This window comes from Martinezella lusitana (assembly GCF_016901135.1).
GTDB lineage: Bacteria > Pseudomonadota > Alphaproteobacteria > Rhizobiales > Rhizobiaceae > Rhizobium > Rhizobium lusitanum_D.
This window is the reverse complement of sequence record NZ_JAFEVL010000045.1, coordinates 543,366-566,048: the sequence shown is the minus strand read 5'-3', so window position 1 is coordinate 566,048 and position 22,683 is coordinate 543,366. Positions and strand designations below refer to the sequence as shown.

20 protein-coding genes, 1 pseudogene and 1 riboswitch are annotated in these 22,683 nt (G+C 60.8%); of the genes and pseudogenes, 7 read left to right on the top strand and 14 right to left on the bottom strand.

The window, feature by feature from the left end; translation table 11 throughout:
* Nucleotides 1–69 precede the first annotated feature (69 nt).
* Nucleotides 70–1,791, top strand: a complete 1,722-nt coding sequence (locus JTP94_RS18475; RefSeq protein ID WP_204851918.1) for an ABC transporter ATP-binding protein — start codon at nucleotides 70–72, stop codon at nucleotides 1,789–1,791.
* A 53-nt stretch (nucleotides 1,792–1,844) separates the two neighbouring features.
* Here JTP94_RS18475 and JTP94_RS18470 read toward each other — a convergent pair whose 3' ends face one another.
* The 7 genes from JTP94_RS18470 to JTP94_RS18440 form a co-directional block, all read right to left on the bottom strand.
* Nucleotides 1,845–3,143: an LLM class flavin-dependent oxidoreductase gene (locus tag JTP94_RS18470; protein WP_204851917.1), complete on the bottom strand. Its 1,299-nt coding sequence runs from the start codon at nucleotides 3,141–3,143 to the stop codon at nucleotides 1,845–1,847.
* A 31-nt stretch (nucleotides 3,144–3,174) separates the two neighbouring features.
* Nucleotides 3,175–4,515 carry an MmgE/PrpD family protein gene (locus JTP94_RS18465; protein WP_204852323.1) on the bottom strand — a complete coding sequence of 447 codons (1,341 nt, stop codon included), beginning with the start codon at nucleotides 4,513–4,515 and terminating at the stop codon, nucleotides 3,175–3,177.
* A gap of 11 nt (nucleotides 4,516–4,526) precedes the next feature.
* Nucleotides 4,527–5,315 carry an amino acid ABC transporter ATP-binding protein gene (locus JTP94_RS18460; protein WP_204851916.1) on the bottom strand — a complete coding sequence of 263 codons (789 nt, stop codon included), beginning with the start codon at nucleotides 5,313–5,315 and terminating at the stop codon, nucleotides 4,527–4,529.
* A 9-nt stretch (nucleotides 5,316–5,324) separates the two neighbouring features.
* Complete coding sequence (locus JTP94_RS18455; RefSeq protein WP_204851915.1) at nucleotides 5,325–6,098, bottom strand: amino acid ABC transporter permease; 774 nt, start codon at nucleotides 6,096–6,098, stop codon at nucleotides 5,325–5,327.
* Nucleotides 6,095–6,844: an amino acid ABC transporter permease gene (locus JTP94_RS18450; RefSeq protein ID WP_204851914.1), complete on the bottom strand. Its 750-nt coding sequence runs from the start codon at nucleotides 6,842–6,844 to the stop codon at nucleotides 6,095–6,097. Before JTP94_RS18450 ends, JTP94_RS18455 begins: the two co-directional genes overlap by 4 nt.
* 29 nt (nucleotides 6,845–6,873) lie before the next feature.
* On the bottom strand, nucleotides 6,874–7,716 hold the full coding sequence (locus JTP94_RS18445) for a transporter substrate-binding domain-containing protein (protein WP_204851913.1): 843 nt from the start codon (nucleotides 7,714–7,716) through the stop codon (nucleotides 6,874–6,876).
* 168 nt (nucleotides 7,717–7,884) lie between these two features.
* Entirely contained in the window at nucleotides 7,885–9,297 is a 1,413-nt protein-coding gene (locus JTP94_RS18440) for a short-chain fatty acyl-CoA regulator family protein (RefSeq protein WP_204851912.1), read from the bottom strand.
* 208 nt (nucleotides 9,298–9,505) lie between these two features.
* Here JTP94_RS18440 and aceA point away from each other — a divergent pair, with 208 nt between their 5' ends.
* From aceA to JTP94_RS18425, 3 genes and pseudogenes are all read left to right on the top strand, one after another.
* Nucleotides 9,506–10,795 (top strand): isocitrate lyase, encoded by a 1,290-nt coding sequence (gene aceA / locus JTP94_RS18435; RefSeq protein ID WP_204851911.1) that lies wholly within the window; start codon nucleotides 9,506–9,508, stop codon nucleotides 10,793–10,795.
* A 27-nt stretch (nucleotides 10,796–10,822) separates the two neighbouring features.
* Entirely contained in the window at nucleotides 10,823–11,068 is a 246-nt protein-coding gene (locus JTP94_RS18430) for a hypothetical protein (RefSeq protein ID WP_204851910.1), read from the top strand.
* A gap of 22 nt (nucleotides 11,069–11,090) precedes the next feature.
* Nucleotides 11,091–11,303: pseudogene (locus tag JTP94_RS18425) on the top strand (helix-turn-helix domain-containing protein); the annotation flags it as partial.
* A gap of 13 nt (nucleotides 11,304–11,316) precedes the next feature.
* Here the strand turns inward: JTP94_RS18425 and JTP94_RS18420 are convergent.
* From JTP94_RS18420 to JTP94_RS18395, 6 genes are all read right to left on the bottom strand, one after another.
* Nucleotides 11,317–12,537, bottom strand: coding sequence for a DUF1501 domain-containing protein (locus JTP94_RS18420; RefSeq protein WP_204851909.1), 1,221 nt, complete (start codon nucleotides 12,535–12,537; stop codon nucleotides 11,317–11,319).
* Between the two features lie 2 nt (nucleotides 12,538–12,539).
* Entirely contained in the window at nucleotides 12,540–14,036 is a 1,497-nt protein-coding gene (locus tag JTP94_RS18415; protein WP_204851908.1) for a DUF1800 family protein, read from the bottom strand.
* A gap of 75 nt (nucleotides 14,037–14,111) precedes the next feature.
* On the bottom strand, nucleotides 14,112–14,561 hold the full coding sequence (locus JTP94_RS18410; RefSeq protein ID WP_047554785.1) for a periplasmic heavy metal sensor: 450 nt from the start codon (nucleotides 14,559–14,561) through the stop codon (nucleotides 14,112–14,114).
* Nucleotides 14,558–15,007 carry a hypothetical protein gene (locus tag JTP94_RS18405; RefSeq protein ID WP_204851907.1) on the bottom strand — a complete coding sequence of 150 codons (450 nt, stop codon included), beginning with the start codon at nucleotides 15,005–15,007 and terminating at the stop codon, nucleotides 14,558–14,560. The genes JTP94_RS18410 and JTP94_RS18405 overlap by 4 nt, the downstream gene beginning before the upstream one ends.
* Nucleotides 15,000–15,572, bottom strand: coding sequence for an RNA polymerase sigma factor (locus tag JTP94_RS18400; protein WP_204851906.1), 573 nt, complete (start codon nucleotides 15,570–15,572; stop codon nucleotides 15,000–15,002). Before JTP94_RS18400 ends, JTP94_RS18405 begins: the two co-directional genes overlap by 8 nt.
* 463 nt (nucleotides 15,573–16,035) lie before the next feature.
* Nucleotides 16,036–16,770: an EF-hand domain-containing protein gene (locus tag JTP94_RS18395; protein WP_271024005.1), complete on the bottom strand. Its 735-nt coding sequence runs from the start codon at nucleotides 16,768–16,770 to the stop codon at nucleotides 16,036–16,038.
* Nucleotides 16,771–17,346: 576 nt separating this feature from the next.
* Here JTP94_RS18395 and JTP94_RS18390 point away from each other — a divergent pair.
* Entirely contained in the window at nucleotides 17,347–17,988 is a 642-nt protein-coding gene (locus JTP94_RS18390) for a TetR family transcriptional regulator (RefSeq protein ID WP_204851904.1), read from the top strand.
* A gap of 130 nt (nucleotides 17,989–18,118) precedes the next feature.
* On the opposite strand, the gene JTP94_RS18385 is transcribed toward JTP94_RS18390, so the two are convergent.
* Nucleotides 18,119–19,210 (bottom strand): porin, encoded by a 1,092-nt coding sequence (locus JTP94_RS18385; RefSeq protein WP_034506754.1) that lies wholly within the window; start codon nucleotides 19,208–19,210, stop codon nucleotides 18,119–18,121.
* Nucleotides 19,211–19,814: 604 nt separating this feature from the next.
* Between JTP94_RS18385 and JTP94_RS18380 the strand changes: the two genes are divergently transcribed.
* Both JTP94_RS18380 and thiC read left to right on the top strand, forming a co-directional pair.
* The gene (locus JTP94_RS18380) at nucleotides 19,815–20,558 is read left to right on the top strand and encodes a hypothetical protein (RefSeq protein WP_204851903.1); all 744 of its coding nucleotides are present in this window, start codon (nucleotides 19,815–19,817) and stop codon (nucleotides 20,556–20,558) included.
* Nucleotides 20,559–20,650: 92 nt separating this feature from the next.
* Nucleotides 20,651–20,762, top strand: a riboswitch (TPP riboswitch).
* A gap of 93 nt (nucleotides 20,763–20,855) precedes the next feature.
* A complete protein-coding gene (gene thiC, locus JTP94_RS18375; RefSeq protein WP_204851902.1) occupies nucleotides 20,856–22,682 on the top strand; it encodes a phosphomethylpyrimidine synthase ThiC in 1,827 nt (608 codons plus the stop codon).
* Nucleotide 22,683 lies beyond the last annotated feature (1 nt).

The following is a 22,683-nucleotide window of genomic DNA, read 5'->3' as shown; positions in this document are numbered from 1 at the left end:
CGAATTCGGGCTGCTGTTCAGTCCGTTCTTGTCCCATCATATCCTCTTCAGTGCCCATGGAGGGCATTCATGCTTCGTCGCTTCTTTTCCTATTATGCACGCTATAAAAAGCTGTTTTTCCTCGACTTCGGCTGCGCCGTGCTCGCGGGCCTGCTGGAACTCGGCTTTCCGTTGGCGGTCAAGCTTTTCATCGATCAGCTGCTCCCAAGCCGCGACTGGGGCCTGATTTTCGGAACAGCCGCTCTGCTCCTCGTCGTCTACGCGATGAATACGGGACTTTCGGCAGTGGTCAATTATTGGGGCCATGCGCTCGGCATCTCGATCGAATCCGATATGCGACGCCAGGCCTTCGACCATATCCAGAAGCTCTCCTTCCGCTATTTCGACAACAACCGCACCGGTCACCTGATCACCCACGTCACCAAGGATCTCGAGGAAGTGGGCGAAATCGCCCATCACGGCCCCGAGGACCTGTTCATCGCGATCATGACCTTCATCGGCGCGTTCCTGCTGATGTTCAGCGTGCATTGGAAGCTTGCGCTGCTGACGACGACCATTGTGCCGTTCATGACCTGGCTGGTCAGCCGCTACGGCTCCAAGATGACCGTGAACTCGCGCAGCCTGTTCGGCAAGGTCGGCAACTTCAACACACGGATGCAGGAAACCGTCGGCGGCATCCGCGTGGTCAAGGCTTTCGCCAATGAAAGATACGAAAGCCAGCTGTTTGCCAGCGACAACGAGGACTACAAGGCAACCAAACTGGACGGCTATGCCTATATGACGGCGAGCATTGCGCTCAGCTATTTCAGCACGCGCCTGGTGCAGCTCGTCGTCATGATGGCCGGAACCTGGTTCGTCATATCGGGCGAGCTGAGCTATGGCGGGTTCGTCAGCTTCCTGTTGCTCATTAATGTCTTCTTCCGTCCGATAGACAAGATCACGTCTGTCATCGAGACCTATCCCAAAGGCATTGCCGGCTTCAAACGCTTCCTCTCATTGATCGACACGGAGCCGGACCTTGCCGACAGGGCAAATGCGGTTGTGGTCAATCATTTGAAGGGCGACATCGCCTATAACAGCGTCGCCTTCGGCTACTCCGATCAGACCACGATTTTCAAGGATCTCGATCTGACGATCGCAGCCGGCGAGACCGTCGCCTTCGTCGGCGCCTCCGGCACTGGCAAAACGACCATCTGCTCGCTGCTGCCGCGCTTTTATGACGTGACGGCTGGCAGCATCACCATCGACGGCGTCGATATCCGCGACATGACCCAGGCCTCGCTGCGCAGCCAGATAGGCATCGTGCAGCAGGACGTCTTCCTGTTCGGCTCGACCATTCGCGAGAATATTGCCTATGGAAGGCTGGGCGCGACCGACGAGGATATCATGAAGGCGTTGCAACGCGCTTCGCTCGACGAATTCGTCCGCTCCCTCCCCGGCGGGCTCGATACACCGACGGGCGAGCGCGGCGTCAAGCTTTCGGGCGGCCAAAAGCAGCGCCTGGCGATTGCCCGCATCTTCCTCAAGGATCCGCCGATCCTGATCCTCGATGAGGCCACTTCGGCGCTCGATACGGCAACGGAATATGCCATCCAGCAGGCGCTTTTGGAGCTGGCGAAAGGGCGCACGACGCTGGTCGTCGCGCACCGACTGTCGACCATCCGCAATGCGGATCGCATCATCGTCATGGGCGACAACGGCATTGTCGAGCAGGGATCGCATGACGAATTGCTCGCCCGTCGCGGCGCCTATGCCCGACTTCATAACGCACAGTTCGGCCTCTACGCCTGATTTGGCGATGTAAGCTGGTGACTTAGAGCCGAGGCTTTACGCCTCGGCGACCGTCAGGCCCAGGCAGGTCGCGCGAGACCCAGATGATCGCGCAGCGTCGTGCCTTCGTATTCGCGGCGGAAGAGGCCTCTGTCCTGCAGGATCGGGACGACATCGCGCGTGAAATCCTCAAGGCCGGCCGGGAAGAACGGCGGCATGACATTGAAACCGTCCGCAGCGCCGTTTTCAAACCATAGCTGCATGCGATCGGCGATCTCCTCGGCCGTGCCGAGCACGATGTGATGACCGCGACCGGCCGCAACGCGCAGCGCCAGTTCGCGGATCGTCAGCTTTTCGCGGCGGGCAAGCTCGGTCAGCAGTTCGGCGCGGCTGCGCAGCTGGTCCGAGATCGGCAGGTCGGGCAGCGGACCGTCGAGATCATAGTCGGCCAGGCTATGGCCAATCCGCTCCTCGAGCAGGGGCATGGCGCTCTTGATCTCTGTCCAGCGGTTCAACACGTCGAGCTTCTCGCGCGCCTCGGCTGCCGTCCTGCCGATAACAGGCAGAAAGCCCGGCATGACAGCGACGTCGTCGGGGCTGCGCCCAAAGCCGACAACCCTGCTCTTCAGGCTCTTGTAGAAGGCTTGTGCTTCGTCGAGGCTCTGCTGGGCGGTAAAGACGATATCGGCGGTGCGGGCGGCAAGATCCTGGCCAGGACCCGAGGAGCCGGCCTGGATGAGGATCGGATGCCCCTGCGGCGAGCGCGGGATATTCAGCGGTCCCTTGACCGAATAATATTTGCCGGCGTGATCGAGCACCCGCACCTTGTTAGGGTCGGCATAGACGCCACTTTCCTTGTCCTTCGGAAAGGCATCGTCGGCCCAGCTGTCCCACAGGCCGCGCACCACATCGACGAACTCTTGCGCCACCGCATAGCGCTCGTCATGCTCCGGATGGCTCTTGGAAAAATTAGCGGCCGTGCGCGCATAGGAGGTCGTGACGATATTCCAGGCGGCGCGGCCATGGCTCAGATGATCGATCGAAGCGAAGGCGCGAGCCAGATGGTAGGGTTCGCCGTAGGTGGTAGACGCAGTCGCGGCAAGGCCGATCTTCTCGGTCACCATGGCAAGCGAGGCAAGCAGCGTCAGCGGCTCGAAGCGGGCGATCATCGACGGATGGGCATCGAGGCCGCTCGTCAGGCCATCGGCCAGGAACAGCATGTCGAACTTGGCCGCTTCGGCAATCTGCGCGACCCGGCGCAGGAGATCGAAGTTCTCGCTGCCGGCCTCCGCCTCCGGGTGGCGCCAGCCGGACACGTGATGGCCGGCACCTTGCAGGAAGAGGCCGAGATGGATCTTGCGTGTCGTGCTCATGGATACATGCCTTGCGTTTCTTGGAAGAAGATCAATTCGGACTGTGGGCCAAAAGCGCGATGAGACGATGAAGATCGTCCTCGTTGCGCATGGTCCTCACCAGCTCGGGAATGGTCGATACGGACGGATGGTTATCGGTCGCATCGCGGAATTTTTCGGTCGGATCGTTCAAACCCGGCAAGCCCTTGAACTCGCGGACCAGACGGCTTCCGTCCTTGAGCTTGACTTCGGCAATCACGAAACGTGTCTTCGGATCGCTCGACATACGCGGGGCCGCCTCATCGTGCCGGCGGCGAATACGCCGCGCGATCGCCATCAGGTCATCGCGCACCGGCGTCTCGCCAAAATGGTTGATCTTCAGCGCACCGTCGACCAGGGCCGTGGCAAAGACATATTCGGCGCTGAAGCGGGCATCGATGCCGATGCTCGGATCAGTCACGACCAGTGCGGCGTCGCCGCCCGGTGGGAAGGTGATGACCACCTCGTCGATCGTTTCGGCATTCAGCCCTTCGCCATGTAGCTGAAGGCCGATCATGCCGACCGGATGGCTGGCCGTGCAGCATGGGAAGGCCTTGAGCGTCAAGCCCGGAGCGACGATCTGCCAGGGCGCACCCCAACCCTCCACCGCCGCCTGCGGCCGCTCTTCGCCGAAGGCGAAAGCCGAGAAAAAGCCGATCGGGTTGTCGAGGAAATCCCTGGCGCCACCGAAGCCGGCCCTGGCGAGCTTGGCCGACAGCAGGCCCGAGCGGGCCGCCATGCCGGCGTGATAGGGCTTGGCGTCGTGACCGAACTGCAGGCGCAGACCGCTCGAATGGGTAGCGGCAAGTCCCAGTGCGGTTGATGTCTCGGCGACCGAGTAGCCGAGCACATGGGCAACGGCCGCCGCAGCGCCGATGGTGCCGAGCGTCGCAGTCGCATGGAAGCCGTTCTCGTAATGGCGCATGCCGATCGCAAGGCCGAGACGCGCCATGGCCTCAAGGCCGACGATATAACCGGCGATCAGCTGGTCGGCCGACAGCCGCTCTTCCGACGCCAGCGCGAGCAGCACGGGCACGATCACCGTCGTCGGATGGCCGCGGACGCTGGCATGCACATCATCATAGTCAAGCACATGGCCGGCATGGGCATTGACCAAGGCCGCCGTCAGCGCATCGGTGCGACGCCCCTGCCCGATGATGACGGCCTCTCCCGCACCCGCCGGCAGCTGTTCCAGCAGGATGCGCGTTGTGCGGTCGGCTGCGCCGCCGAAGGCGCAGGCGAGCCAATCAACTATCGCCTTGCGTGCAGCTGCAACGGCGGCTTCATCGCTCAACGGTTCGGCTGATACGATGGCCTCGGCGAAAGCTGTGGTCAGCGGAAAGGCTTTTTCCATCATCGATCCCTTCAGATGCCTTCGCCGTCTTCCAGCGAGGTGCGGCCGCCAGCAAGCCCGTTGACGAAGCGCCGGATACGGGCGTTCGTCGACTTCTGGAAGATATCCTCCGGAGACCCTTGATCAACGATCAGGCCATTTTCGGTGAAAACAACGACATCGCTGATCTCCTCGGCAAAGCGCATTTCATGCGTGACGAGGATGCTGGTCATGCCCTCCTTGACGAGATCGCGAATGACGGCAAGCACCTCGCCGACGGTTTCAGGATCGAGCGCGGAGGTCACCTCGTCGAACAGGACGAGATCCGGCCGCATTGCAAGAGCCCGCGCGATCGCCACGCGTTGCTGCTGCCCGCCGGAAAGCTGCCCCGGAAACATCTGCGCCTTTTCGGATAGGCGCACGCGCGCCAGAAGATCCCTGGCGTGACGTTCGGCTTCGGCCCGATCGACGCCGAGGATGCGGATCGGCGCGATCGTGATGTTGTCGAGCACGGACAGATGCGGAAACAGATTGTACTGCTGGAAGACGATACCGATCTTCTGCCGCAGCTTGATGCGCTCGGCCTCGTTGCGCATCTGATCGACGCGCACGCCGTTGACGGTAATGTGTCCGGTCTGCGGCGCAACCAGCGCGTTGATGCAGCGCAGGATCGTCGATTTGCCGGATCCGGACGGACCGATGATCGAAACGGTCTGTCCGCGGGCGACCGTCAGGTCGATGCCTTTCAGGACCTCGGTAGATCCAAAGGCGAGATGCACGTTGGCCAGTTCGACGATCGGATTGGTCTGAGCTTGGCTCATGCCGGCTCCTTATGCTTTGAGGCGACGCTCGAGGCGGCGCGTCAGGCTGGAAATGGGATAGCAGAGGGCAAAGAACGCCGTCATCACTACTAAATAGGCGAGTACGGTAAAATCCAACCGGCGCACGGCAGTACTGGCGTCTGTCGCGGCATGCAGCAACTCATGAACACCGACCAGTGAGGCGAGCGCGCTGGCCATGGTGATCGAGGCGAAAAGGTTCATCCAGGGTGGCAGCGAACGGCGGGCGCATTGCGGCAGGATGATCCAGCGCAACGCCTGCAGCCGGGAAAAGCCGAGCCCCTTTGACGCTTCCCATTGCGTCGTCGGGATCGATTGGATGGCCCCGCGCGTGATCTCGGCGACATAGGCGCTGGCCGGAATGGCAAGCCCAATCACTGCCTTCAGCCAGTCAGGAAAGGGCAGATAGTGGCCGAAGACGACGATTTCGAAGGGAAAGATATAGGTCGTGGCAAAGATCAGCACCAAGTGCGGCGCATTGCGGAAGATCTGGACATAGAGAACAACCGGGTAGCGCACGATCTTCAGGGGCGCGAGTTCGAAGATACCGAGCGCCACACCCACCACAGTACCGCCGACCATGGCAAGCAGGCTGATGAGGATGTTCATCAGGAAGCCGTTGCCTAGGTAAGGCAGCCATTCGATCAGAACATGCAGCAGCGAGAGATCGGCGAGCAGCCAGACGACAGCCGCTGCGACCAGCGCGCCAAACAGCCAGGGCAGCCAGTTGCTCGAAGGAGCGGAGGAGAGTTTTGCCATTGTCATGCGCCGACCCCAAAGCCCGGCACGGCCAGACGTTTCTCGACCCAATGCCCGATCCTGGCCACCGCAAGGTTGATGGCGCTGAAGAACAGCAGAATGACAATCATCAGCTCGACGACGTTGTCGCGCTGCGTCCAGACCATAATCGAGGCATAGGTGATCTCGCTCACCGCAATCGCATTGCCGACGGTCGTCAGCTTCACCAGATTGATCATATTGTTGACGATCGCCGGGAGCGAGGCCCTGACGGCAAGGGGTACCGCGACGAAGCGCAGGATCTGCAGGCGCGTAAAGCCGATCGCGCGCGCCGCCTCCACCGTCTGCTCCGGCACCGCCTCGATGCCGGCACGAAGCGCATCGGCATGGAGCGCGGCCACATGCAGACCAACGACTGCAACAACCCAAAAAAATGGGGTCAAGGGATTGTTCTGTGCGCCGCCAAGACCATTGGAGACGAGCGTGTTCAGCACCAGGAAGCTGAACATCAGCTGAACCAGCGTCGGCGTATTGCGGGTGACCTCGATGAACGCTCTGACCGGCACGGACAAGGCCTTGCGCCCGGAGGTGAGCATCGCCGCAAACAGCAGGCCGAAAAGCAGGCTCAAGGGAATGAGGAGCACGATGAGATAAAGCGTGGTGATGAAACCACCACGCCAGATCTGCGCCTCATAGCCGCTGGACAGGAACTCGTAATGGAGCCCGATCTTGCCAGTCCAGTCGATAAAGGTCTGAAGAAGCGAATTCCCCATGCAAACCGCTCCTCAAGCGACTGACAACGTCACTTGCCTTCGGCCTCGAGCTTCTCGTGCTCTTCCTCGAGATAGGTCGTGTTGAGCAGACGGTTCGCCTTGGCATAGTCGAGAAGCTTGCCGTTTGTGTGCAGCTCGCGGATGGCCTTGTCGAGCGCAGCGCTCGTGTCGCTCTCGCCCTTGCGCAGCCAGATCACCGAATCCGAAGGAACGAGCTCAGTGGGGAACAGGATCGTATAGTCCTTCCACTCCTGCGGCCGATCCTGAAGCAGCAGATTGACCGTCGCGCCGACATGTACGGCGGCGACGCAATTGCCGCCCTGCAGCGCCAGAAGCGATTCCGGCTGGCTCGGCAGCGCCTTCACTTCGGCACCATATTGTTCGATCAGCGGCTGCGTGTAGTTCGACCCTTGAGAAACGCAGACGGGCTTGCCCTTCAGGTCGCTCCAGTCCTTCAAACCGCTATCCTTGCGGCCGACGGCGGCGCCACCGCTGCGGTCATAGGGCGTCGGCACGTAATCGAGGATCTTGGCGCGCTCTTCGGTGTACTGCATGTTGGCAATCAGGATATCGACCTTGCCCTGCTGCAGGAACTGCACCCGGTTCGGCGGCGTCACCGTCACCGTTTCCAGCTTGACGCCGAGCTTATCGGCGAGTGCCTTGGCGATGTCGAGGTTATACCCCTTCTGCTCCTGGCTTGCCGGATCGATATAGCCGAAAGGCGCACCCGACAGGATGACGCCGACCGTCAGCGCGCCGCGACCTTTGATGCGATCGAGCGTCGCATCAGCGTGGGCAATCGTGGAAAAAAGCGCGCCGCAGGAAAGAGCAGCGGCAAAAATGGCAGCAGATGTTCGCTTGGCAAAATTCATGGATGTCAGACTCCTTGTCTGCGCGGAACCTAGAGAGGGCAAGCGCGCCACGCGAGGAATGACATGCTATTTATCAACAGATGGGCGCAACAATTGCCCATATAAACCATAGATTTTAACATACTCTATCTGCCGTTACGCCCGCGCCGATAACGACAGCCAATGCGATCATTGAAAGTCGAACACACTGAGGCCCGCCGCCATTTCATCGAGGCCAAGCGGACGCGTGACGGGTGGTTCGGCTCTCACCAGACAGCCCTGACGCTCGCACAGTCGGCAGGCCGGACCGATCGTCACCGGCGTCGAACCAAGCGCCTTGCCATAGATAACCTCATCGCGATGAGCGACGTCGCAGCCGATGAGAAGTGCCGTGCGGCGCACCCTTTCGCCAAAATCCGCCTGAGGGCCTTCAATGGTGCGCGATATCGTCAGAAAACCCGCACCATCCGGCATCTCCGTCGCCTCGACCAATATCTGCCCTGACTGGGCAAAGGCGGCGTGAATATTGAGCTTGGGACAGCCTCCGCCGAAACGAGCCTGCGGGAAACCCTGTGCTCCGGCCTTGCGCAGGCGATGGCCGGCGCTGTCGATTTCCATCAGGAAAAAGGCGATGCCTGAGGCGCCCGGGCGCTGCAAGGTCGTCAGACGCGTGGCCGCCTGCTCGTAGGAAACCCCGAAGCGGGCGCCAAGCCCATCGATATCGTAATGCAGGCGCTGCGCCGCCGAAAGACAGGCGCCGCAAGGCATCAGCAGAGCATGGGAAGCATAGCGCGCCAGTTCGAAACGGGCGATCCGCTTGGCTTCCGGCGTCGAGAGAGCGAGCGCGTCCAGCTCAGTGGCAATCTCGTCACGCAATGCCAGCAGGGAGACCTCGGTTGCGATCTCCCGCAGCTGGTCGAAAGGCGACAAGCGCTCGGAAAGGAACAGGCGCATGGAATGGCGGTCGTAACGCCGGCGCAAGCTCGGCATGGCGTGCACCGGCAGCAGGCGCACGGCAATGCCATGCTCGCTTTTCAGCCACGCTTTCAGGGCGCCCGCCATATCGTCGCCGGGTGCAAGACGTGAGTAGAACGCTTCTGCGGCATCCTCGATGCGGGCAAAGAAATTTGGCCGTCCCTGCAACCGGTCATGAACCTCGTCGAGTGGCAGGCGTGGGCCGACAACATCCGCAACCCGACCCTCGCGGGCCAAGAGTTCGGCGAGATCGGACAGCCTGGCCGCCTGCTCGCGATAGGCACGATAGAGCCGGATCATGCCGTTTGCCGCGTTTGGCGCGGCTTCAGCAAGCTCGATCAGCTCCTGATCGGCGGGGATCTCGCCGACAAGCAGCGGATCGGCGAAGATCTCGCGCAATTGCCCGGCATTGCCGCCCTGCCCGCCCTGCAGCTCATCGAGATCAATCTTGTAGACCGCCGACAGCTTCAAAAGCAGCTGCACGGTCAACGGCCGCTGATTGCGCTCGATGAGATTAAGATAGGACGGCGAAATCTCCAGGGCCTGCGCCATGGTCGTCTGCGTCAGGCCGAGGCCCATGCGGATGCGCCGAACCCGCGGCCCGGCAAAGATCTTGCGCTCAGCCATTTGTCATTCCCTTTACAAATTTCCCTTTGCACCGAATTTTACAATATTTACAAATTTACTAGCGACCACCGTCAACAATAGCACATCCTAACCCTTTTATCTAATGGGTTATTCCAGATTTTCTGGCTTCCGGCATGCTCATCCTGTAAAAATCGTCACGCAATTCACATCGATCAAACGATCAGCAGAACAGCCTTGGGAGATTCGCATGACAGATTTTTACAAACTGGTTCCGAACGCGCCTGCCGGACGTTTCGATGGCGTTGAGCGGCCCTATACGGTTGAGGATGTGAAGCGGCTGCGCGGATCGATCACCATTCGCCATTCCCTAGCCGAGATGGGAGCGAACCGGCTCTGGCAGCTCATTCATGAAGAGGATTTCGTCAATGCGCTCGGTGCGCTCTCGGGCAACCAGGCCATGCAGATGGTCCGCGCCGGGCTGAAGGCGATCTACCTGTCGGGCTGGCAGGTCGCAGCGGACGCCAATACCGCTTCGGCCATGTATCCCGACCAGTCCCTCTACCCCGCCAACGCGGGCCCTGAACTGGCGAAGCGCATCAACCGCACCCTGCAGCGGGCCGACCAGATCGAGACTGCCGAGGGCAAGGGTCTTTCGGTCGACACATGGTTCGCGCCGATCGTTGCCGATGCCGAGGCGGGCTTCGGTGGCCCCCTCAACGCGTTCGAGATCATGAAGGCCTATATCGAGGCGGGTGCGGCCGGCGTCCATTTCGAGGACCAGCTGGCGTCGGAGAAGAAATGCGGCCATCTCGGCGGCAAGGTTCTCATTCCAACAGCTGCCCATATCCGCAATCTGAACGCCGCCCGCCTGGCAGCCGATGTCATGGGCGTGCCGACACTGGTCGTCGCCCGTACCGATGCGGAAGCTGCCAAGCTTCTGACCTCCGATATCGACGAACGCGACCAGCCCTTCGTTGACTATGATGCCGGCCGCACGGTCGAGGGCTTCTATCAGGTCAGGAACGGCATCGATCCCTGCATCGCCCGCGCCGTCGCCTACGCACCGCATTGCGACCTCATCTGGTGCGAGACGTCGAAGCCGGATCTCGAGCAGGCGCGCCGGTTCGCCGAAGGGGTGCACCGGGTCCATCCCGGCAAACTGCTCGCCTATAATTGCTCGCCGTCCTTCAACTGGAAGAAAAATCTGGACGACGCGACGATTGCCAAGTTCCAGCGCGAACTGGGCGCGATGGGTTACAAGTTCCAGTTCATCACGCTTGCCGGCTTCCACCAGCTGAACTTCGGCATGTTCGAGCTTGCTCGCGGCTACAAGGCCCGCCAGATGGCAGCCTATTCCGAACTGCAGCAGGCCGAATTCGCGGCCGAGGCCAATGGCTACACCGCCACCAAGCATCAGCGAGAAGTGGGCACGGGCTATTTCGATGCGGTGTCGCTGGCAATCACCGGCGGCCAGTCATCGACCACCGCCATGCACGGATCGACCGAGCACGCCCAGTTCAAGCCGGCAGCAGAGTAATATCCAGATCAACAGGAGGAGAATGACATGCCATCGATAGCACGCGTCCGCGAGAGAGCCGAGGAGCAATCTCTCACCATGAATTCCGACCAGCAGGCCGTCATCCGCATGCTGGCCAACGAGCTGCATCGCCTCAACCAGGCGGTCATGAATGCGGTCGACGCCGGCGTCTCCGTCGAGCTCGTCCGCTCGGCCCGCCACCATGGCGGCGATGGCAACTGGGGCGATCTGCTGATCCCCGTCGTCGTCGCCAACGCGGCACGGCCTGCTTAGGTCAGCAGCATCGATCAACGATTTGCGGGTCGTGCAGGAAGCGAAATTGCGGCTGGAGCGCTCGGCCCGTACAGTCCAGGAGATTTCCGACGGGCTCGGCTTTCGCGACCCCACCTATTTCAGCCACTTCTTCAAGAAGAAGACGGGTTTTTCGCCGGCCGCCTATCGCGACTTCGCCCGCAAGAGCGAAGTCTCGGAAGGCACCCTTTCGTCGGGTTATGCCGACTGGCCGTGACGACAGCCTGTCGTCAGACGATCAGCCCCTTTATCGGCAGGACATGATCGGACCCGGGAAAGACGTCGCGGGTCAATACCGCTGGCGAGGCGCCAAGCAGGTCGACGGCGATGCCCTTGATCACCGCACGCAGGTCGGTCGTGGCGGCAAGATCGCGGCCATCGCGCAACTGCGTCTGCTTGAGGCCGGGCCAGTCGGCAATTACCCGGCCGCCCTTGATCGCACCACCGGCAAGGAATGCTGTCGTTCCGGTGCCATGATCCGTGCCCTCGGTGCCGTTCACCTGTGCCGTGCGGCCGAACTCCGTCGCAACGACGATGGCGGTATCCTTCCAGGCAGGGCCGAGCTCCTGCTGGAACGCGGCTAACGCATTGTCGAGACCAACAAGCAGCTTGTTCAGCCGATCCACCTCGCCGGCATGGGTATCCCATCCTTCGAAGGCAAGCGCTGCCACGCGAGGACCGTCATCCTGCGCCAGCAGGCGCGCGGCGCCCCTCGCCATCTGCTCCATTCCGGTGGGGTCGCCGGGACCGCCTCGCGCCTTTACGTCGAGGCCAGCCGCGATCTTGCCGGTGGAGATGCCCTCGGCGAGGATCTTCGCGAACAAGGGATCGGTGTGGCTGTAGAGATCCATCAGCCGTGGCGGCAGATCGTCGCTGACTGGTTGCAGGTTGGACGGCGACCAGCCCAGCACCGGCGCCTTGCCGCGAATAACCAGCGGTGCGTTCGCGCCGACCGACAATCCGCGGATGGTGGATGCACCGGGCGAGACTTTGTCGCCCTTGGGAAGACCCTCAAGCATCCGGTTCAGCCAGCCGGAATCAACGCGACCCGGCGTCTCATAGCCGGATTCCAGCACGTCCTGACCGTCGAAGTGCGAGCGGTCGCGATAGGGAGTGGCGCTGGCATGAACGACGACCGCCTGTCCCGCCCGATAGAGGTTGTTGAAGTTCGGCATCGAAGGATGCAACGCAAAGAAGCTGTCGAGCGGAAGCGCCGCATGCGGACCGCTCGTCGTCATGGCGATCGCCTGACGAAGCGCTTGATAGTCCGGATCGCCGACGGGCGGAACCGCCGTCAGGCCATCGAGCGCGCCACGCAGTATGATGGTGATGAAGCGCGGGTCGCGGCCGCCGGCGGCGTGGGCGAAACGAGGGATGAAGGCCCAGGCGAACAATGCGCCTGAAGCACCGAGAACGGCACGGCGGGTAGGAGTCATGAGTTCGCAAGTCATGGTCAGCGCCTTTGAAATTCGGGGGAAAGATAGGCGATCGCAAAGCCCTGATTGCGGGTCTCAGCACGCGACACCGCCTGCAGCGTTTCATTAGAGAGAAGCGGGCCGAGACTGTCCGAGACGAAGCGACGCGGATCGACCTGCGGCGGCACTGCATTGGCGATCATGCTGGCGACATCCATCCGCATGCTGAGACTTTCGCTGGAAGCCCAGACATCGGCAGTGTCGGCGAAGCCGTTCGGGCCGGCCGGAGCCCAAAACGGCTGGCCCATTGCGGTCAGGGTACCGAGAATGACATTCGGCTTCGGCGTCTCGCCGCTTGCCCGCAGAAGCGCGGCCATGAATTCCTGCGGCGAGCGGACCTTGGCAAGCGTCGGGTTCCAGGCTTCTTCGGAGCCGAGCAGAGCGCGATAGACGGCAGAAAGATCACCATCCGTCTTGGTGAAGGTCGCCGAAACGGTCTGCACAAGTGCCGGCGGCGGCACGTCGGCAATAAAATGCCGAACGAGCTTGGTGGCGATATGCTGCGCGGTGGCCGGGTGGCGGGCAAGGTCACGCAGCGCCTCCCGCCCCTGCCCGACGCCGTTGTCGGCATAGGTCAAGCCGAGCAACGTCTGGTCGCCGGGCTCGTGAGCCCCCGCGTTGAAGACAAAAGTTCCGGGCGTGCCGAGCTTTCCCTCCGCCCGCGCCACCGTCCAGCCGGTGATGATTTTCGCAAGCGTCGTTACGTCGGTCTGGGTGTAGCCGCCATTGACGCCGAGCGTATGCAGTTCCAGAGTCTCGCGGGCAAGATTTTCGTTGAGGCCACGCTTCTTGTTGCCATTGGCCTTCGAATTCGGCCCGATCGACTGCTGGTTGTCGAGATAGCCGAGCATGGCCGGATGGGTTTCGACCGCAAGCAGCATGTCCGAGAACCGTCCGAAGACATGCGGCCGGATGGCCTCCCGCTCGAAAGCACCGGCAAGAATGTGGCATTCCTCGCTCTTGGAGATCGCGACCGCGAAATGGTTTGCCCAGAACATGGCCAATCGTTCGCCGAAACCGATCAGCGGCTGCCTGATGGTGCCGTTGAAACGCGCATCCGCCTCCGCCAGCAGGATCTGCTGCGGAAGATAGGGGACCGAAGGCTTCTCCAGTTTCTCGACCGCCTTGGTGATCGCACCTGCCATCTCTTGAGCGGCAGGCTGAGCGCTCATCGCGCCGGGGGGGTGCGGCCCCTGCTGCGGGGCTTGCGCCGGCTTATCTGGCGGCGCTGCAGCCGTCGCAGCCTGCTGACGGGCTTCCTTGCGTTGTTCCTGGAACGCGTAGAGGCCGACGAGAAGATCGGCTGTGGACTGCAATTGCGGCCCGACCGGAACCGGGACGAAGCGTTCGGTGATCTCTTCAAGCAGCGCGCCGCGCGGATCCGATAGGATCGACGCGATGCCGTTATGATCAGCTCCTAGCCCGAACCGGGAAAGAGCGAGCGCGGCATAAACATCATTCGATTGCTGAGCCATGTTCCTGCCAACTCCTGCATCGGACATGCTCCTTAAACGCGAGCATCTTTCCGATCCGTCGGTGGGCAAGTGTGATCATTTTGTGGCGGCGGCTTTGGGAACGCCGCGGCGGATCAGGCTTTCGGCAAGAGCGCGACGTTCGTCATAGGAAAGCGTGGCCGCGAAATCGACGGCGCGTTCCTCGAGCTTCGTCCGCAGGGCGATGTCGGCATTGCGGGCCCTCGCCAAGGCGGCCGACAACGCTTCGGTATCCAGCGTCGGCTGCCCCAGGATGGATGCGGCATCTATCTTCGCCTGCTGCGCCTCGAGAATGGTCGGGCGCTGGTCCTTGCGCGCTTCGTTCAGTGCCGCGCGCAGCGCTTTCCTCTGCGACGAGGGCAGTTGCTCGCCTGCCAAAGGCATCACGGCGGCGCGTGCCTGCGAGTTGCGGATCCATGTCAGTCCTCCGCCCGCCAACGCTCCGATCAGGAAGGTGTTCAGCACCAGCAGAGATATGACCAATATTCGAAAGCTGCGGTCTGTCATTGGCTGTCCTGCTTTATGGCCACATCCGGCCCGACATCGCCGAACATGGTGGCGGTCCCATCCGATGCGACGACGGTGTCCGACGTCAGGCTCGGCGCCAATATGGCGATGGCGATACTGCCGGCGAGAGCGCCTGCAATGCCGATGCCGACAAGACCGATGCCGGCGGAGCCGAAGCGAAACCAGTTCCTCATCCTCGAGCGGCGGACAAATTTCGCGACTATCCGGCCATCCAAGCCTTCGTGGCCGGCTTTGAGGACATATGTGTCGAGCAGCGAATCGAGGTCCGCGGCGCGTTCGAGCATGCTGGTCGCCTCGGCATTCCTGGCATAGTCGCGTGCGGCCGCACGCTCCGGCTGTGGCCATCGGCCGATATTGCTGCCATAGGCATCGACCATTTCAGCAAACCGCTCGGCACTCATCGGACCCGCGATATGTTCAGCCATCGCTCTGTTCCTTCAATAACAGCAACTGCAAGGAGCGCCTTCCACGCGCAAGCAGGCTTTCCAGTGCATCCACGCTAACGTCCATGATCGCCGCCGCCTCCGCATTCGACAGCCCCTGATAGTAGACCAGGACGATCGCCTCGCGCTGCCGGGGAGCAATCAGCTGCATGGCCCGCTCCACGCGCCGCGATGGGTCATCCTCGCTCATCAAGCCGGCATCCGGCGCCGGACCCTCATATTCGAGGTCGGGCGGGTGCTCGGCAAACACATCCTTGCGCCGACGCAGGTGATCGTAGCAGAGGTTGATCGCTACGCGATGGACCCAGGTGCTGAAGAGGGCATCGCGCTGGCGCCAGCCTCCGGCGTTCCGCCACACGCGCAGGAATGTCTCCTGCGCGATATCCTCGGCCTCGGCGGCATCGCCAAGCATGCGGGTGGCGACGGACAGAATCCGCGGCAGTTGCCGCGCTATCATCGTGCGCATCGCCGGAACGTCACCGGCAGCGATGCGGCCGAGCAGATCCTCGTCCGGGTCGCCACTCTTGGGCACGCGATCCCATTTCATCGACAATCGCCATCGTCCCAGTTTCGTACGATGATCGCATAGCACGCCCGTCCCCCGCTCTTGACAAGGGGACTCTGCCTATCCGTCAGTCCCGCCGTGCGGCGCCCATCCGATCGCAATGTCTCCGACAGCGTACATTCCCTCCGATATCGAGCATGGATTCTCGATAGTTGAACGCCTCGCGCGACGAAATCCGTCGCTCTGATATCATCGATTTTTGCTTTTCGGTTTGTGAGCGCTGCACCGGCTGTGTCGCGAGCAGCACTGGGAACAAGGCGGCTTTCCAGAAAATTGGAGATCGAGCTGCGTCGAGCCCATCATCCATAAGAGGATGGGCTGCAGGAATGCCGCATTCATAGGGGGAGTTCTTTAAAAGCCGGCCCGCTTGGACATGGTGGCCCCAACGTCTCTTGTCCAAGCGGCCGGCCCGTTCGCATGATCGGATGCGAAGGGTCACTTTCGATCAGAGGGACAGCAGTTCGTCCGTCTGATCCTGGTCAGTGGATCCATAGAGACCGGCGAAATCAGGCATCTGTGGCTGCTGTTGCGCCTTCATGGCCGATTCGAACTGGCTCTGCGTCAGCGACCCCGAGCCGGAAGTATCGAGACTTTCGAACAGCGTCGTCGCCTGATCCTCGCTCACGTCGGACGGGCGAGCTGCAACGAACTCGGTTTCGCTGACGCTGCCGTCGCCATTGGTATCCATGGAGGAGAACATGCTGGAGAGCTGGTCGTCGCTCGACTGGTCGCCCGAAGGTGGCGGAGGCGGCCGCTGGCCCGACTGCATGGCGGTTGCCATTTGCGATTCGGTGAGCGAGCCGGTATTGCTCGTGTCGAAGCTTTTGAACAGCTGCGTTGCCTGGTCCTCGCTGACATCGGACGGACGAGCGGCAACGAATTCCGCCTCGCTGATATTGCCATCGCCATTGGTATCCATGGCGCTGATCATATCGCTCTGTTTGCTGCCCTGGCTGCTGGTCGCGGAAGACTGCTGAGTGCTGGGCGTCACACTGGTGGAATCACTGTCCGAGTCCGAGGTGGAGCTGTCACTGCTGTTACCAGACTGCATGTTGAGGATGATATTCATCAGCTGGGCAACCAGCTGCTCGGCCGCAGTGACCTGAGATTGGTCGTCTGATGACGACGAGCTCGTGCTCGACGAACTGCTGGATGAGCTGCCAGACAGTATGGACGCCACGGAATCGTCTGATGAGGACGACGTCGACTGGGATGTCCGATACGGATAGTAATTATTTGATAAGACTGAGGTAATGCTCGTCATGGGGCCTCCGAATACGAGCGTTGAGAGGGACTCAGATGTTTTACGCGTACGCGACTTGAACAGGATGCCATGCCGGATCGCGTGACCGCGGCGGCGTGACTTCGATATCGATATGGGCGGATGGGATTGCCGAATGCTGGAGATCAAACTCGCCATGCCCCTTCGATCAGGCAAACGCGCCGTCTCCAGGAGCAATGAATTCAAGGTTGTTTGAGGCGAGCGATCGCCATCATGGCGCTATCGGCATCTGCACATTTTTCGATTTTGCACTTCCCAACGCGTCCAAACTGCACAAGGAAACTTGCGCGTGGCTTATAGGAGCTTGACGAATACGCCTCAGTACGATTTCCTTCGTCGATTTTTAGGGAATATCTAAGCTTTGCTGCGCTGTGGCTGTTGCTGGTATAAGGGGGGACCAGTACCGAAGCAGCGTTGATGGAGCGACATATAAAAAGGGGCCCAGCTTGAATATCGGCTTATGTGGAGAAGCGAATGAGGCGCACTAAGGAGGAGGCGGCAGAAACCCGGAGCGAAATACTACATTCCGCAAAGGCTCTGTTTCTCGACAAAGGATACGAAAATGTCAGCCTGGAGGAGATAGCGGCAGCAGCCGGTGTTACGCGGGGAGCGGTTCACTGGCATTTCAAGAACAAGCAGGGATTGATGTTCGCGATCCGGGATGAGGCGCAGCAACCATTCCAGGAATTGGCGGAGCGGATGTCGAAGGAACTGCCGCCCAATCCGCTCGATCTTGTCGCGGATGCGATCGCAGCGGTGTTCGAGGATGTTCAGTACGATCCGCGCAAACGCAGCATGCTGAAGGTCATGATGCATCTCGACATGGCGTTCTGCGATGGAACCACGAGCCAGGCGAGCTCCTTTCGGCACGATATGCACCAACATTTCGCAAGAATATTTACCTTGATGGATGCGAACACGAAGCTACCCGCGCCCTGGACGCCGGATACGGCTGCCTCCGCACTGACCGCCGTCATCGGCGGATTGATCGCGGAATGGACGCTCGACAGGGGCGATTTCCAGCTCGTCCCTTGCGGACAGATGTTTATCAAGATGGTTCTGAAGACTTGGTTCCCGTCGGTCAAGACGCGCGAGATGGCGACATTGGCTCTTTGAATCAAGAAGGATCCGGAGGGAAAGCCGGATCCTTCCTCTTTGATCGGAGGTCAACCGATCAGTGTAAGAAGCCCGACGGATTGGAAACATCAGGCTTCTATTACCTGGCACGAGGCCAGGTAACTTAAGATTAGAAGCTACGCTCGAAGCGCAGAATACCAGCCCACTGATCCTGGTTCACAGAATCAAAATCGGTATAGGAGATTTCCGGCTCGATAAGCAAGTTCTTAACTGGGTTGAACTTGAGGTTCGTGGTCGCAGCAAAGATCTTCGAGTCGGTGTAGGCGAGCTGGAGGTTCCACTTCAGCTTTTCGTTGATCGGAACGCCAACGCCGCCCCAAAGTGCCCAGTCACCCCAGCCGCACTTCGACGGATCATTAACGGGGCAAGCAGAACGATCAAGGTTGGTGCCGGCATACTTGTTCAGCTTGTCGCCGTCGGTGTTCCAGCCACCCATCAAGAAGGCCGAGAAGACACCGAAGTCGGCATCGACACGAGCCTTGATGGCGCCTTCTTCGACGATGGAGTCATAACCACCGACGACCTTGAAGCCCCATGCGCCAGACTTGAAACCGGCACCGGCAACAACGTCAGGAGCGTAGTGGTTGGACTTGTCGTCCGTCCACCAGCTGGAGCCGTAGGAAGCGCCCGAGCCGCTGGAGTTGCTGTCTTCGACGGAGATCACAGCCGTGAAGCCGTTGCCTGCGTCGTAGTTATAGGTCAACTGGTTGAGTTCGTACGGGCCGTCATAGATCACGTCGTCGTTGATGACGTCGCCAGCGTAACCTACGTACAGGTTGTACTGGGAGTCGAGCTTACCAACGGTGAAGCCACCGAGGCTGATGTTGGCGAACAGCAGCTTCGTGCTGGTGGAGCCGCCGTCGTTCCAGTCCCAACGCAGAACCATGTTGGTCTTCAGCGGACCGTATTCGGTGTCGGTCGCGGTGTCGACGTTCAGCTCGGCGCGGGTGTGCCACAGCGTGCCGACCTTGCTGTTCGGGTTGTAGGCATCATACCACTCGCCTTCGGTACGGACACGGCCGCCGATCTTGAGGCAGGTTTCCGTGCCCGGGATGAAGAAGTAGCCAGCACCGTAAGCGTCGCAGATGCGGACGTATTCAAGCGGCTCCGGTTCAGCAGCGACGACAGCGTCAGCCGCATGAGCACCGGATACTGCTGCCAGCGCAGCAGCCGAGCCGAGAAGAAGACTTTTCAGGTTCATATTAAACTCCTGGTTGTAATATGCATTTCTAGTTTACCGCGAGTGCAGAGCTGGAATACCACCTCGAAAGTCGGTTCGGTCTAAACGCGACCAGGTAGCCCGGCAAATACGCACCTGATGTTGGCTTGAGTCCCCTCGAACCTCCATAATTGACCCCGCGGCAACGGTCATGAAATGCCCCTACCGATCCGGCCGAATGCTCGACCGTAAGACAGTTATGTCCTGCATCTGATTTACAAACAGCCCGTATGTTTGTCAATTATGTGAAACCGACCGTAGCGTTAGTCTTGGCCTCTGTTGCTTAAATGCAACTGCGGGCAGCAAGACAGGCTGGACCCGTCCATTGATGGCGGAAAAGCGCGTTTTGGGGTCTGACGGGAGCGACCACGGCCTGGCGCGGCGGCACCATCGACATCGGTGGCCAATCCAGAAGCCCCCGCGACCTAACCGCCATTTTCGCACGACCTTGGCAATCTTCCTGGTTTCCGTCAGCAACGTTCGGAAACACCTAAGAAACAAAATTCAATAATTCGGTACACACAGAAATGTTGAATCTCCCTAGATTCTTGCGACTCGCGCGCTACCGGAAAGGGCCCAACAGCGAATGACCGAGAATCGGCTGATCTTCATAGCGACTCCCTGTTTCGGCGGACTTGTTGCCAAGGATTATATGCAATCCATCTTTTCACTGATGCAGGCCGGCGCGCAAGCCGGCATACAATTGACGCTTGCACTCCTCGGCAATGATGCGCTGATCACCCGCAGCCGCAACACGCTGGTATCCTCCTTCCTGAACGACACGGCGGCGACGCACATGCTGTTCATCGACGCGGACATCAGTTTCGAGCCCGAGCAGGTCATGCGGCTGATGAATGCGGACAAGGATGTTGTCGCGGCCATGTATCCCATCAAAGACTACGACTGGGATAGCGCGGCGCGAGCAACCACGCGCGACGGCGAATCACTCAATGCCGCAGCTCTGCACTATGTCGGCACGCCGCTGGTCGGCCAAAGCAGCGAACGCGATGGTGATTTTGTCAGTGCCATCTATGCAGGCACCGGCATGCTGCTCATCAAACGCGAAGTCATCGAGACGATGACCGCGGCCTATCCCGATCTGCGCTACAGCGCCATCCATGCCTATCCCGGCACCAAGCGTTCGCCTGCGACGCAATACGCTCTCTTCGAATGTATGATCGAGGAAGGGACGGGTATCTACTTGAGCGAGGATTTCGCCTTCTGCCATCGCTGGCGGGCGCTTGGCGGCAAGATCTGGCTCGATACCGCCAGCAAGCTTACCCATACGGGCGCTCATCGCTTCGTTGGCAACACAACGCCCCGCTACTAAGGCGGGTTTACGCCGGGGCGGCCGGCGGAGGATTAGAGACAGCGACCTCGGCCGCGGGGTTGACAGAAGCGGAAGGGAGAGCATAGCCTCCCGATATTCACCAGGGGGGTCCCGGCAAGGGGCTGAGATACTGCTAGCGTGCGCAGTGACCCGTTGAACCTGATCCAGTTCATACTGGCGTAGGGACGGTGCAAGCGCTCGAAGGCTTCGGATTCACGCGTGAAATCCATGGCCGGCGTCTTTCCATCATTCCGGCTGATTGACTGGGTCTCCAAATCTAACTTGGAGCCTCAAACCATGACCATTGCCGCAAAGAACCTCACCCCAACAGTCACCACCGGCCCGCTGCCGGCATCCCGGAAGATCTACATTCCGGGAGACATCCATCCCGACATCCGCGTGCCGATGCGCAAGATCAGCGTCCATCCGACCGCAGGCGAACCGCCTGTCGTCGTCTATGATTCCTCTGGCCCCTACACGATCGAGGGTGCCGATATCCGCATCGAGCAGGGACTTGCCGAGCTCCGTCGCGACTGGGTGCTCACCCGCGGCGATGTCGAAGCCTATGAGGGCCGCCACGTGCGCCCTGAGGACAACGACTTCGTCAGTGCCGATCGGTTGACCCCCGAATTTCCCGGGCGGCGCCAGCCGCTGCGCGCCAGGGATGGCAACGCCGTCACCCAGCTCGCCTATGCGCGGGCCGGCATCATCACGCCGGAGATGGAGTTCATTGCCATCCGCGAAAACCTCGGTCGCAAGGCGAAGGCGGAAGCTTTGGTCCGCGACGGCGAGAGTTTCGGCGCGCATATTCCCGATCATGTGACGCCGGAATTCGTCCGCCAGGAAGTCGCCGCCGGCCGGGCGATCATCCCCGCCAACATCAATCACCCCGAGGCCGAGCCGATGATCATCGGTCGGAATTTTCTGGTGAAGATCAACGCCAATATCGGCAACTCCGCCGTTACATCCTCGATGGCGGAAGAGGTCGAGAAGATGGTCTGGGCCGCTCGTTGGGGTGCCGATACCGTCATGGATCTCTCCACCGGCCGCAACATCCACAATATCCGCGAGTGGATCATCCGCAATTCGCCGCTGCCGATCGGCACCGTGCCGCTCTATCAGGCGCTGGAAAAGGTCGAAGGCATTGCCGAGAACCTGACCTGGGAGGTCTATCGCGATACGCTGATCGAACAGGCCGAACAGGGCGTCGACTATTTCACCATCCATGCCGGCGTGCGACTGCATTACATCCCGCTCACAGTCAATCGCGTCACCGGCATCGTCTCCCGCGGCGGCTCGATCATGGCCAAGTGGTGTCTCCATCATCACCGCGAGAGCTTCCTCTACGAGCATTTCGAGGAGATCTGCGACATCTGCCGGGCTTATGACGTCTCCTTCTCGCTCGGCGACGGCCTTCGCCCCGGCTCGATCGCCGATGCCAACGACTCAGCGCAATTCGCCGAACTCGAAACGCTCGGCGAGCTGACGAAGATCGCCTGGGCCAGGGATTGCCAAGTGATGATCGAAGGCCCCGGCCATGTGCCGATGCACAAGATCAAGGCGAATATGGACAAACAGCTCGCGGTCTGCGGCGAAGCGCCCTTCTACACGCTCGGGCCGCTGACGACCGATATCGCGCCAGGTTACGACCACATCACCTCGGGGATAGGCGCTGCCATGATCGGCTGGTTCGGCACGGCGATGCTCTGCTACGTCACGCCGAAGGAGCATCTCGGCTTGCCGGATCGCAACGACGTCAAGACCGGCGTCATCACTTACAAGATCGCCGCACACGCCGCCGATCTTGCCAAGGGACATCCGGCCGCCCAGCTGCGCGACGACGCCCTGTCGCGGGCCCGATTCGAATTCCGTTGGGAAGACCAGTTCAACCTTTCGCTCGATCCAGACACCGCCCGCAGTTTCCACGACGAGACCCTGCCGAAAGAGGCTCACAAAGTGGCGCATTTCTGCTCGATGTGCGGCCCGAAATTCTGCTCGATGCGGATCTCGCACGACATCCGCGCCGAGGCGCAGAAGGAGGGGCTGGACGCGATGGCGGCAAAATATCGCGAAGGCGGCGATCTCTATATGCCGATCGATAACCCAGTGCATCCGGCCGAATAAG

Excerpts from the sequence above, each read along its gene's own strand:
- JTP94_RS18465 (WP_204852323.1), bottom strand. The coding sequence starts at position 4,515 with ATGGAAAAAGCCTTTCCGCTGACCACAGCTTTCGCCGAGGCCATCGTA.
- JTP94_RS18405 (WP_204851907.1), bottom strand. The coding sequence starts at position 15,007 with ATGGCTGAACATATCGCGGGTCCGATGAGTGCCGAGCGGTTTGCTGAA.
- JTP94_RS18455 (WP_204851915.1), bottom strand. The coding sequence starts at position 6,098 with ATGACAATGGCAAAACTCTCCTCCGCTCCTTCGAGCAACTGGCTGCCC.
- JTP94_RS18445 (WP_204851913.1), bottom strand. The coding sequence starts at position 7,716 with ATGAATTTTGCCAAGCGAACATCTGCTGCCATTTTTGCCGCTGCTCTT.
- JTP94_RS18440 (WP_204851912.1), bottom strand. The coding sequence starts at position 9,297 with ATGGCTGAGCGCAAGATCTTTGCCGGGCCGCGGGTTCGGCGCATCCGC.
- JTP94_RS18450 (WP_204851914.1), bottom strand. The coding sequence starts at position 6,844 with ATGGGGAATTCGCTTCTTCAGACCTTTATCGACTGGACTGGCAAGATC.
- JTP94_RS18415 (WP_204851908.1), bottom strand. The coding sequence starts at position 14,036 with ATGGCTCAGCAATCGAATGATGTTTATGCCGCGCTCGCTCTTTCCCGG.
- aceA (WP_204851911.1), top strand. The coding sequence starts at position 9,506 with ATGACAGATTTTTACAAACTGGTTCCGAACGCGCCTGCCGGACGTTTC.
- JTP94_RS18430 (WP_204851910.1), top strand. The coding sequence starts at position 10,823 with ATGCCATCGATAGCACGCGTCCGCGAGAGAGCCGAGGAGCAATCTCTC.
- JTP94_RS18385 (WP_034506754.1), bottom strand. The coding sequence starts at position 19,210 with ATGAACCTGAAAAGTCTTCTTCTCGGCTCGGCTGCTGCGCTGGCAGCA.
- thiC (WP_204851902.1), top strand. The coding sequence starts at position 20,856 with ATGACCATTGCCGCAAAGAACCTCACCCCAACAGTCACCACCGGCCCG.
- JTP94_RS18420 (WP_204851909.1), bottom strand. The coding sequence starts at position 12,537 with ATGACTTGCGAACTCATGACTCCTACCCGCCGTGCCGTTCTCGGTGCT.
- JTP94_RS18390 (WP_204851904.1), top strand. The coding sequence starts at position 17,347 with ATGAGGCGCACTAAGGAGGAGGCGGCAGAAACCCGGAGCGAAATACTA.
- JTP94_RS18460 (WP_204851916.1), bottom strand. The coding sequence starts at position 5,315 with ATGAGCCAAGCTCAGACCAATCCGATCGTCGAACTGGCCAACGTGCAT.
- JTP94_RS18410 (WP_047554785.1), bottom strand. The coding sequence starts at position 14,561 with ATGACAGACCGCAGCTTTCGAATATTGGTCATATCTCTGCTGGTGCTG.
- JTP94_RS18470 (WP_204851917.1), bottom strand. The coding sequence starts at position 3,143 with ATGAGCACGACACGCAAGATCCATCTCGGCCTCTTCCTGCAAGGTGCC.
- JTP94_RS18380 (WP_204851903.1), top strand. The coding sequence starts at position 19,815 with ATGACCGAGAATCGGCTGATCTTCATAGCGACTCCCTGTTTCGGCGGA.
- JTP94_RS18475 (WP_204851918.1), top strand. The coding sequence starts at position 70 with ATGCTTCGTCGCTTCTTTTCCTATTATGCACGCTATAAAAAGCTGTTT.
- JTP94_RS18400 (WP_204851906.1), bottom strand. The coding sequence starts at position 15,572 with ATGAAATGGGATCGCGTGCCCAAGAGTGGCGACCCGGACGAGGATCTG.